The sequence below is a fragment of the Curtobacterium sp. VKM Ac-2887 genome (assembly GCF_015350935.1).
GTDB lineage: Bacteria > Actinomycetota > Actinomycetes > Actinomycetales > Microbacteriaceae > Curtobacterium.
In genome coordinates, this window is sequence record NZ_JADKSB010000001.1 from 553,655 (window position 1) to 565,199 (window position 11,545).

General features: G+C 71.5%; 6 protein-coding genes. 4 read left to right on the forward strand and 2 right to left on the reverse strand.

Annotated elements, in window-relative coordinates; translation table 11 throughout:
• Positions 1 to 10: 10 nt before the first annotated feature.
• On the reverse strand, positions 11 to 1,093 hold the full coding sequence (locus ITJ69_RS02755) for a Fic family protein (RefSeq protein ID WP_323742917.1): 1,083 nt from the start codon (positions 1,091 to 1,093) through the stop codon (positions 11 to 13).
• 269 nt (positions 1,094 to 1,362) lie between these two features.
• Between ITJ69_RS02755 and ITJ69_RS02760 the strand changes: the two genes are divergently transcribed.
• The 4 genes from ITJ69_RS02760 (at position 1,363) to ITJ69_RS02775 (ending at position 8,644) form a co-directional block, all read left to right on the forward strand.
• Entirely contained in the window at positions 1,363 to 2,259 is an 897-nt protein-coding gene (locus ITJ69_RS02760) for a serine hydrolase domain-containing protein (RefSeq protein ID WP_194671916.1), read from the forward strand.
• Between the two features lie 104 nt (positions 2,260 to 2,363).
• Positions 2,364 to 3,074 (forward strand): 5'-methylthioadenosine/S-adenosylhomocysteine nucleosidase, encoded by a 711-nt coding sequence (gene mtnN, locus ITJ69_RS02765; protein WP_123340234.1) that lies wholly within the window; start codon positions 2,364 to 2,366, stop codon positions 3,072 to 3,074.
• A gap of 290 nt (positions 3,075 to 3,364) precedes the next feature.
• On the forward strand, positions 3,365 to 5,350 hold the full coding sequence (locus tag ITJ69_RS02770) for a potassium transporter Kup (protein ID WP_185094282.1): 1,986 nt from the start codon (positions 3,365 to 3,367) through the stop codon (positions 5,348 to 5,350).
• Between the two features lie 192 nt (positions 5,351 to 5,542).
• Entirely contained in the window at positions 5,543 to 8,644 is a 3,102-nt protein-coding gene (locus ITJ69_RS02775; RefSeq protein ID WP_194671918.1) for a choice-of-anchor G family protein, read from the forward strand.
• Between the two features lie 300 nt (positions 8,645 to 8,944).
• On the opposite strand, the gene ITJ69_RS02780 is transcribed toward ITJ69_RS02775, so the two are convergent.
• Entirely contained in the window at positions 8,945 to 11,371 is a 2,427-nt protein-coding gene (locus ITJ69_RS02780; RefSeq protein WP_194671919.1) for an excinuclease ABC subunit UvrA, read from the reverse strand.
• Positions 11,372 to 11,545: the final 174 nt, after the last annotated feature.

Here is an 11,545-nt window from a genome sequence, read left to right on the forward strand (position 1 = left end):
GGTCGTCGGTTCAGGGCCGCTGTGCCGGACCGCGCCGCAGGGCGCGAGCCGCGAAGGCCTCCAGCGCCTCGATGAGCGCTTCGGCGATCCAGATCCGATTGCGTTGCTTCGAGTTCGCCGGTCGGAGGACACCGCGTTGCACCAGGGTCTCGACGGCACGGTACGCGGTCGGCGCAGCGACACCGAGACGATCCTGGATGAGACCGGCGTTGAGGACCGGATGTTCGATCGCGAGGTCGACCAGGGCCCGCGCTCGGTTGTCGGAGCGGAGATCCGAAGTGGCGTCGGCCCAGCTGACACGCACGGCGCTGACGTCCGAGGCGAGTCGTCTGCCCGAGGCGACCGCGAACCAGGCCGCTTGGGTGAACGCCCGCACGATGACGTCGACGTCGCCGTCGCGGTAGGCCGTCAACGCCTCGTAGTACCCATCGACGTCGTGGAGCAGCCCCGCGGACACGGGGACGGCGATGTTCTTCGTCACACCGGCTTGCCGCAGCATCGCGTGCACCAGTGCCCGGCCAGTGCGTCCGTTGCCGTCGGGGAACGGGTGGATCGTCTCGAACTGGGCGTGCGCGATCGCCGCGTGCGCGAGCGCCGGGACGTCGAGCCGCCGCACGAACCCGACCAGATCGGCCATCGAATCGCCGACGCGGCTGTGGTGCGGCGGCACGAAGGCCGCTTCGTGCGGACTGAACTCCGTGCCACCGATCCACACCTGCTGCTGGCGGAACCGGCCCGTCATCTGCAGCGCCGAATCGGAGAGCAGTGCTTCGTGCATCTCGATCACCGCGGCTTCGTCGATCTGGTCGCTGAGCGCCAACGCAGCTTGCATCGCACGGACGTTGCGGACGATCAGCGCCGCATTCCCGCTCGTGCGCTCACCGAGCTCGCTCTCGGCGATCGCGCGTGCGCCACTGGTCAGGTTCTCGATCTGGGACGACGACGCGGACTCGCTGCGGAGCAGCATGGACGCGAACGGCAGGACGGACGAACCGAGTTCCGCGTCGAACCGTCCGATCGCGACCGCTGCCTCAGCGGCGTCCGCGAGCACGTCCGGGGACACTCGGACGCTCGTGCTGGCGATGGTCGGCACGACGGCAGCCGTGTACGGTCCACGTGCTGCCAGGCGAGCGCGTCGGGATGTGCCGCCGTCGTCCTCCACGGCGTGCCATGAGCGCTGTTCATCCTGCAGGGCAGGCCATCGAGGACGCTCGGGACCACCGGAAGGGTCGCTCAACCGTTCATCTCCGCTCGCGTTGGTAACACTTACGACGAATATAGAACCAACGCCCTCGGTTCCGCACCTTTCTCGCGTGAGGGACACGGCGGCACCAGGGTGGTGCCACGCGAGAGGATGGCGGTGTGACCACCGCGACCACCATCCTCGACGCGATCGTCCGGCAGGTCGACGACACCGGCTTCGGCGCCCACGGCCTGCACGTCCGCACCGGTGGCGGCACCGCGGACGACGTCGCCGAGCACCGCTGGACGCCCGACGTGCGCGAGGAGATCCACTCCGCGGCCAAGGGCATCTGCGTGCTCGCCACCGGGATCGCCGCCGACGAGGGTCTGGTGGACGTCGACGAACCGATCGCCGCTTCGCTGCCCGGGTTCGAGTTCGGGGACGGCGCGGACCGGGTCACCCTCCGGCACCTGCTCACGATGACGAGCGGGATCGACATGCCCTGGTCGGCGACCGAGCTGACCGACTGGCCGGACCTGGCGGCCGAGTTCCTGCGGCGGCCCTCGCGGGGTCGCGTGTTCCAGTACGCCAACGTCAGCACCTACACCGCCATGCGCGTGCTCGAGACCCGCGTCGGCGACGTCGGCGCGTTCGTGTCCCGACGCCTGTTCGACCCGCTCGGCATCGAGGACGTCGAGTGGCTGCGCTGCCCGAACGGGTACGTCGCCGCCGGTGAAGGACTGGCGCTCCGGACCGAGGAACTCGCGCGCCTCGGTCGGCTCATCCGCGACGGCGGCGTGGTCGACGGGCAGCGCATCGTCGGCGCCCGCTGGTGCGACGCGATGCACTCCGACTGGGTCGAGCGCGAGGGGACCGGACCCGGGTACCACCGCTACGCGATGGCCGGATGGGGCGGTCCGGGGCAGCTGTGGCGGCTGCACGGCGCGTACGGGCAGATGCTGCTGTTCGACGACCACCCCGACGGCGACACCGTGGTCACGATCACCGCCGACGACCACTTCGGCGCCGACGCGATGGCCGCGTTCGTCGCCGAGGAGCTCGCCCGGCAGCGGTAGCCAGCAGCCGCAGCCGGCTGCGGTCGCCGGCAGCGGTCGCCGGCTGCGGTCGCCGGCAGCCGTCGCTGGCAGCCGTCGCGTCCTCGCCGTGCGAGGATCGATCAGTGCAGGAACAGACGCCCGTCGCGATCATCATCGCGGCCATGAGCGAAGAGGTCTCCGCCTTCGCCGACCTGTTCGGCGGGGTCCCGATCCTCGACGGCCCCGTCGGCGGCCACGACCCGCACCAGCTGCTCGACATCGGCGGCGCCACCGTCGCCGTCCGCCGCAGCGGCATCGGCTTCACGAACGCGACGGCGGCCGTCGCACACGGCTTCCACGACTTCGGACCCGGCATCCCCGTGATCAGCGTCGGGACCGCCGGCGGCCTCATGCACGGCATCGCGATCGGTGACGTCGTCGTCGGCGACCGGTACGTCAACCTCAACGCGGACGCCACGGCGTTCGGCTACGCCCTCGGCCAGGTGCCCGGCATGCCGACCGGGTACGCCCCGGACGCCCGACTGGTCGAGCTGGCGATGGCCGCCGACATCGCCTGGCCGCTGCGCTCGGCGACGATCGGCTCGAGCGAGGTCTTCGTCACCGAGGGGCGCGCCCGGACGCTCCGCGGCGCCTTCCCCGACGTGGCCGCGGTCGACATGGAGTCGGCTGCCATCGCCCAGTTCGCCCACGTGCACGACATGCCGTTCGTGTCGGTGCGCTGCATCAGCGACCTCTGCGCCCCCGACGGTGCCGAGTTCCGCGAGCACCTGGACGGCGCCGCGGCGCGCGCCGCCCGCGTGGTCCACGACCTGGTGCGCGGCCTGCGTCCCTGAGGCCCGGCCCGCGAAAGCGACAGTCCTGCGGCACGGGGCACCGTCCGGTCCGGCATCGCGACACATCTCCGCGAACAGTTCGCGGCACGCTGTCGCTTTCGCGGATGTGGGCCCGGCCGCCGTCGGACGGGAGGCGCGGTGCGGGCCCGCCACGGTCCTCCCGTCCGCCCCCGGCGCACGTCGAGAGCCGCGGTGCGCACGCATGTGCGCCACCTGCGAGCGCATCCCGCGCACGGTGCGATGATGAGCGGCGGCCGTCGCCCGGACGGCCGGAGACGGAAGTGCCGAGCGTGACCGAGACCCGCTCCGAGACCCCGACGGAACCGTCGAAGCCGACGGACCACACCACCCCCACGACCGAGGCCACCGACGACGGCGGCCACGGCCCGCGCAAGGGCGTCGCCGTCCTGGCGCTCGCCGCACTCGGTGTCGTGTTCGGCGACATCGGGACGAGTCCGCTCTACGCCCTGCGCACCGTGTTCACGATCGACGACGGCCTGGTGAAGGCGAACCAGGAAGACGTCTACGGCGTCATCTCGATGATGTTCTGGAGCATCACGATCATCGTCTCGATCAAGTACGTGCTGATCCTGATGCGCGCCGACAACGACGGCGAGGGCGGGGTGATGGCGCTCGCCGCCCTGGCCCGCCGGCTCTACGCGAAGCGTCGCGGTGGTGCGGTCATCTTCCTGGTGATCGGCATCGTCGGGGTCTCGCTCTTCTACGGCGACTCCGTGATCACCCCGGCGGTGTCGGTGCTGTCCGCGGTCGAGGGGCTCGGCACCGCAGCGCCGTCCGTGGAGCACCTGATCGTGCCGATCGCCGCGGTCATCCTGGTCGTGCTGTTCGCGGTGCAGCGCTTCGGTACCGGCAAGGTCGGCAACCTGTTCGGCCCGGTGATGCTGCTCTGGTTCGTCGTGATCGCCGCCGCCGGCGTCCCGCACATCCTCGAGCACCCCGGCGTCCTGCAGGGCCTCTCGCCGACGTGGGCGATCTCGTTCGCCTTCGCGCACCCGTACATCACGTTCGTGGCGATGGGGGCGGTGGTGCTCGTCATCACCGGTGCCGAGGCGCTCTACGCCGACATGGGGCACTTCGGACGGTCGCCGATCCTGAAGGCCTGGTTCTTCGTGGTGTTCCCGGCGCTCGTCCTCAACTACCTCGGGCAGGCGTCGCTGGTGCTGCGCGACCCGTCGGCGGCGAAGGACCCGTTCTTCCTGCTGTTCCCGGACGCGTTGCGACTGCCGGTGGTGGTGCTGGCGACGCTCGCGACGGTGATCGCGAGCCAGGCCGTCATCTCCGGGGCGTTCTCGCTCACCCGCCAGGCCGTCCAGCTCGGGCTGCTGCCGCCACTCACGATCCGGCAGACCTCGCGGCGGGAGAGCGGGCAGATCTACCTGCCCGCGGTCAACCTGTTGCTGTTCATCGGCGTGCTCGCGATCATGCTCGCGTTCCGGTCGTCGGCGAACCTGGCCACCGCGTACGGGGTGTCCGTCACCGGAGCCCTGGTCGTCGACACGCTCCTGCTCCTGCTCGTCGTCCGCCCGCTGTGGAAGTGGGCGACCTGGAAGCTCGTGGTCGCGGCGGTGGCGTTCGGCGGCCTCGAGCTGACCTTCCTCGCCGGCAACCTGTCGAAGATCATCCACGGCGGTTGGGTGCCGCTCCTCATCGCACTGGCGGTGATCACCGTGATGACGACGTGGCGCCGTGGCCGGGCGCTCGTGCAGGAGGAACGCAAGGAGCGCGAAGGGTCGCTCGCCGACTTCATCGACCGCATCAACCACGAGCACATCCCGCGGGTGCCCGGGGTGGCGGTCTTCCCGCACCCGAACAAGGAGACCACGCCGCTGGCGCTCCGGGCCAACGTCGAGCACAACCACGTCGTGCACCGGACCGTCCTGATCGTCTCGGTGCTCACCGCCAACGTGCCGCACGTCCCACACGCGAAGGCGTTCTTCCGCGACGACCTCGGCTACGAGGACGACGGCATCGACCACATCACGGTGAAGTTCGGGTTCTCGGACGACCAAGACCTGCCGAAGGCCCTGCACGCCGCCTGCCTGGCCGAGGTCCTGGACATCGACCCGGAGGAAGTGCTCCGAGCGTCCTACTTCATCTCCCGCGGGGCCCTCCGTCCGATGCCCGGCAACCGGGGGATGGTGGCCTGGCGGAAGAAGCTCTTCGTCGGACTCGCGCACAACGCCGCCGACCCCGCAGCACGCTTCGGGCTCCCCGCGCAGCGCACCGTGACGATGGGCAGCGACGTCGAGATCTGACCGCGTCGTCGAGATCTGACCGCGTCGTGCTCCGGCGTTCTGCATCGGCATCCGCATCCGCAGAGCGCAGGCCCCCGTTCGGGGGTGATGGTCTTGTGCACCCGTTCAGGGTTACGCTCATCGGAACCACACCACAGCTGCAGGCAGCATCACCAACTGCCGGACCAGCACCAGGATCAGGAGCGAAGCCACATGAGGCTTGGAGTACTCGAGCGCGCCCAGAAAGACCCACGGGCGTCCACTTCCACCCGATGGTCAGGCCGGAGCAAGGGCGTCGCGATCGTCACCGCAGCCCTCCTCGGCGCCGGCGGCAGCATCCTCGCCGCCGCCCCCGCGACGGCAGCGCCCGTCGCGTCGACCGGGCAGGGGCGCTTCCTCAGCGGCTCCGCGCTCGGGTTGAACCTCGACGACATCCTCACCGTGACCCCGGCGGACGCGGTCAACACCGGTGGGGCCACGGACACCGACGTCCACCCGCTCGACGTCACCGCGCTCAACGCGGTCAACGTCAACCTGGGCGGGGGTCTCAACCTGCTCGGGAACAACGGCATCCTCACCCTCGGTGCCGTCAACCAGTACGCCGCCGCCAACGCCGACGGCAGCTCCGTCGCCGCGTCCGGCGCGGTGACGAACACCGGCGGGATCGGCGTCGGCGGACAGGACGGCGTCCCGCAGTCCAACGCCACGCTCGACCTGTCGGGTCTCATCGGGGCCGACCTGGCGGGCGCCCTCGCGAACGCCCAGCTCGAGGTCGGCGCCGTGTCGGCCACCGCTGCGCAGGCAGCCGGCCCGGACGGTGCGCAGACGGGCGACTACGGCATCGCCGGACTCGACCTGTCGCTGACGAGCCCCGCGCTCGGCACCACCGTCTCCGGGCTCCGCACCACCCTCGGCACGCTCCAGCCGACGGTCGACGGCGTCGAGGACACCCTGAACGCGCTCGGCCCGCTCGTGCAGGTCCAGGGCCTGCCCGACCTCGTCACGGTGCTCGACTCGGCCACCGGCGACGTCACCAGCGCCGACGGCTCGATCACGGCGAACCTGCAGACCGGTGCGATCACGGTCGACGTCGCCGCAGTGCTGACGAACGCCGGCCTGGACATCAACAACCTGCCGGCGAACACCGAGCTGCTGCCGTACATCACGGAGGCACTCACGACCCAGCTCCTGCCGGCGGTCACCACCGCGCTGCAGGGGGTCGTGACCCAGCTCACCCAGTCGCTCCGCGGGCTCACCGTCACGGTGGCGGGGCTCCCGCTGCCGATCGGTCAGCTCCTCGACGTCGTGAACCCGGTCATCGCGCAGGTCGTCGCCCCGATCAACCAGGTCGTCGCCGGCCTCGGTGAGACGGTCGTCACGCCCCTCGCCAACGCCCTGACGACCGTCGTGTCGCTGCAGGCCAACGTGCAGGAGACCAGCGCCGACGGCGTCTTCACCCAGCGTGCCCTGCGCGTCGCACTGGTGCCGGCCGCCGGCACCGCCGTCGTCAACCTCGCCTCGGCTGCGGTCGGCCCGAACGCCGGTCCGCTCGCGGTCCCGACCATCACCACGCTCGACCCGGACAACGGGCCGGTCGCCGGTGGCACGGTCGTCACCGTCACCGGGACGGGCTTCACGGACGACGCCACGGTGTCGGTCGACGGTTCCGACCCGATCGCGGCGGACTCCGTCTCGGACGACGGCACCGAGCTGACCTTCACGACGCCGGCGCACGACGTCGGCACGGTCGACGTCACGGTCACCACGCCCGCCGGTGAATCCGACCCGCTCGACTTCACCTACACCGACGACGCGGCTGCGGTCCCGACGATCACGACGCTCGACCCGGACAACGGGCCGGTCGCCGGTGGCACGGTCGTCACCGTCACCGGGACGGGCTTCACGGACGACGCCACGGTGTCGGTCGACGGTTCCGACCCGATCGCGGCGGACTCCGTCTCGGACGACGGCACCGAGCTGACCTTCACGACGCCGGCGCACGACGCCGGGACGGTCGACGTCACGGTCACCACGCCCGCCGGTGAATCCGACCCGCTCGACTACACGTACAACCCGGCACCCGCAGCGGTGCCCACGCTCACGACGCTCGACCCCGACAACGGGCCGGTCGGTGGCGGCACGCTCGTCACCATCACGGGCACCGGGTTCACCGACGACGCGACCGTCTCGGTCGACGGGTCCGACCCGATCGACCCGGAGTCGGTCTCCGACGACGGCACCGAGCTGACGTTCACGACCCCGGCGCACGTCGCCGGTCCCGTCGACGTGACGGTCACGACCGACGCCGGGACCTCGGACCCGCTGACGTACACCTACAACCCGGCACCCGCCGGGGCTCCGACGCTGACAGCGCTGGACCCCGACAACGGTCCGGTCACCGGTGGCACGGTCGTCACGGTCTCCGGCACGGGCTTCACCGACGACTCGACGGTCTCGGTGGACGGTTCCGACCCGATCACGCCGGACAGCGTGTCGGACGACGGCACCGAGCTGACGTTCACGACGCCGGCGCACACCGCCGGTGCGGTCCCCGTGACCGTCACCAACGGCTCCGGCACCTCGGCGCCGCTGCCGTACACGTACAACCCGGCTCTGGCCGCGGTCCCGACGATCTCCGCGCTGGACCCCGACAACGGTCCGGCCGCGGGTGGCACGGTCGTGACCGTCACGGGCACCGGTTTCACCGACGACTCCACGGTCTCGGTGGACGGTTCCGACCCGATCACGCCGGACAGCGTGTCGGCGGACGGCACGACGCTCACCTTCACGACCCCGGCGCACGCTGCCGGTGACGTCGAGGTCACGGTGACGACCCCGGGTGGCACGTCCGACCCGCTGGTCTACACCTACAACCCCGCGTCGACCACGACGACCCCGCCGCCGGTGATCACCTCGCCGACGGACGGTGGCACCGTCACGACGCCCAACCCGCCGATCACCGGCACCGGTCAGCCCGGCGCGACCGTCACGGTCACCGACGGCACGGTCGTCGTCTGCACCGCGGTCGTCGCGGCCGACGGCACCTGGAAGTGCACCCCGATCGTCGGCTTCGGCCCGGGAACGGTGACCATCACCGCCACCCAGACCGGCGCAGACGGCACCTCGGCGGCGTCCGACCCGGTGACGTTCACCGTCCGCCTGGCAACCGCCGGGACCGGTGGCGCGGGTGGTGCCGGCCCGAACGGGACGCTCGCCTACACCGGTAGCGACCCGGCGCCGGTGATCGCCTTCGCGATCCTGCTGATGCTCGCGGGCGTCGGGCTCACCATCGCCCGCCGCTTCCGTCGGGCCTAGTCCGCACCGCCAGCAGCGCCCGTCGGGATCCGTCCCGGCGGGCGCTGTTGCGAGCGTGCGAGCCTGCGTGCGTGTGCGTGTGCGTGTGCGTGTGCGGTGCATGCGTGTGCATCATGCGACGGGGCACCGGTTGATCGACGCGTGGAACGTCGGAACATGCACACGCAGCAGATGCTTGTGCATCATGCGACAGGGCACCGGTTGATCGACGCGTGGAACGTCGGAACATGCACACGCACCGGCGGACGGGAGGCGCGGTGCAGGCCCGCCACAGACGCGCCAGTCGGCACGTGGGCGCGATCAGAGCCCGAGCTGCTCCCGCAGGTACGGTGCGGTCCGGCTCTCGGCGGACGCCGCGACCTGGGCGGGGGTGCCGGTGGCGACGACGCGGCCGCCGTCCTCGCCGCCGGAGGGCCCCATGTCGATGACGTGGTCCGCACTCGCGACGACGTCCATGGCGTGCTCGACCACGACGACGGTGTTGCCGGCGTCGGTGAGGCGTGCGAGCTGTGCGGTCAGCAGCTCGACGTCGGCGGGGTGCAGGCCCGTCGTCGGTTCGTCGAGCAGGTAGAGCGTGTGCCCGGTGCGCGCGCGTTGCAGTTCGGTCGCGAGCTTGATGCGCTGGGCCTCGCCGCCGGACAGTTCCGGTGCGGGCTGCCCGAGCCGCAGGTAGCCGAGGCCCACCTGGCGCAGGGCCTCGAGCCCGCGGGCAGCGGCCGGCAGCGACGCCAGGAAGGGGGCAGCCTGGTCGACGGTCATGCCCAGGACGTCGGCGATCGACGCCCCGTCCCACTGCACCTCGAGCGTCTCGTCGTTGTAGCGCGCACCGTGGCACTCCGGGCAGGGCGCCCAGCTGCCCGGCAGGAACAGGAGCTCGACGGACACCGAGCCCTCGCCCTGGCACACCTCGCACCGGCCGCCGGCCACGTTGAACGAGAAGCGGCTGGCGGTCCAGCCGCGGGCCGTCGCGTCGTCGGTCGCGGCGAACGCGGCACGCACGGCGTCGAAGAGCCCGGTGTAGGTGGCGAGGTTCGAACGCGGGGTTCGGCCGATCGGCTTCTGGTCGACCTGCACGACGCGGTCGACGAGCGGGTGCGACGTCGCCACGCCGGGCAGGACCCCGCCGACGAGCGACGACTTGCCGGAGCCGCTGACGCCGGTGACCGCGGTGAGCACCCCGAGCGGCAGGTCGACGTCCAGGTCCTGCAGGTTGTGCAGGGTGAGGTCGCGCAGTTCGAGGGTCCCGACGGGGGTCCGGACGGTGCGCTCGCCGTCGGCACGGTCGCGCGGGTGCAGGAACCGTCGGGTGACCGATGCCTCGACGTCGGCGAGGCCGTTGACGGGGCCGCTGTACAGGACGGTGCCCCCGCCGGATCCGGCACCCGGGCCGACGTCGACGATCCAGTCCGCCCGCCGCACGATGCTCATGTCGTGCTCGACGACGAAGACGCTGTTGCCGCCGGCACGCAGGTCGTCGAGGACCTCGACCAGGGACTCGGCGTCGGCCGGGTGCAGGCCGGCGCTCGGTTCGTCGAGCACGTAGACGACACCGAACAGGCCGGAGCGCAGTTGCGTCGCGATGCGCAGGCGCTGCGTCTCGCCGGGGGAGAGCGTCGGGGTGGCCCGGTCGAGCGCGAGGTACCCGAGGCCCAGGCCGACGAGCACCTCGACCCGTGTGAGCAGGTCGCGGGAGATCGCGACCGCGACCTCGGTGTGTTCGCCGGACGAGGCGCGTGAGGTCGCGGCACCGGCGTCCGTGATGGTGGCGATCGGGCGCAGGACGTCTGCCAGCGCCGTGAGCGGCAGGCCGTTCAGGTCGGCGATCGAGTGGCCGCCGACCGTCACCGCGAGCGCGGCCCGGGTCAGGCCGGTCCCGCCGCAGAGGCCGCACGGACCCGACTCGACGAACTGCAGCACCTTGGTCCGCTGCGTCTCGCTCTGCGAGTCGGCGAGGGTGTGCATCACGAACTGGCGTGCGCTCCAGAACCGCCCCTTGTACGGCTTCGCGACGCGGTCGCGCTTCGGGTGGACCTGGACGACGGGCTGCTCCTCGGTGAACAGCAACCAGTCGCGGTCCTGTCGGGAGAGCTCACGCCACGGCACGTCGATGTCGTAGCCGAGCACCGCCGTGACGTCACGCAGGTTCTTGCCCTGCCACGCCCCGGGCCACGCAGTGATCGCGCCGTCGCGGATGCTCAACGACGGGTCGTGCACGGCCGAGGCCTCGGTGACCTCGTGGGCGATGCCGAGTCCGTGGCACCGCGGGCACGCTCCGGCGACGGTGTTCGGCGAGAACGAGTCGGACTCGAGCCGGTCGACGCCAGACGGGTACGTGCCGGCCCGCGAGAACAGCATGCGCATCGAGTTCGACAGGGTCGTCAGCGTGCCGACGGTCGAACGGCTGCTCGGGGCACCGCGGCGCTGCTGCAGGGCCACGGCGGGTGGCAAGCCGGTGATCGACTCGACGTGCGGCGTCGACCCCTGCGCGATGAGCCGTCGGGCGTAGGGAGCGACGGACTCGAGGAAGCGGCGTTGTGCCTCGGCGAACACCGTGCCGAACGCGAGCGAGGACTTGCCGGAGCCGGAGACGCCGGTGAAGGCGACGATGCGGTTGCGCGGGATGTCCACGTCGACGTCCTGCAGGTTGTGCTCACGGGCGCCGCGGACGCGGATGAAGTCGTCGGGCCCCGGTTGGTCGTCGGTCACGGTCGAGCGGGGAGCGGGCATCTGCTCGATGGTAGGCGGGTGCTGCTGAACGTGGTGAAGGGCCGTCCCGGTTGCCCGGGGCGGCCCTTCACGAGTGGTGCGGTGGTGCGTGTGGTGCGGGGTGTTACTTGATCTGTGCGGTGATGGTGGCGGTGCCGACGAGGAGGCCGCGCTTGACGGCGTCGGTGCCGAAGG

Bases quoted from the DNA above. Each gene is read 5' to 3' on its own strand.
- ITJ69_RS02780 (WP_194671919.1), bottom strand. From the start codon at position 11,371: ATGCCCGCTCCCCGCTCGACCGTGACCGACGACCAACCGGGGCCCGAC.
- ITJ69_RS02775 (WP_194671918.1), top strand. From the start codon at position 5,543: ATGAGGCTTGGAGTACTCGAGCGCGCCCAGAAAGACCCACGGGCGTCC.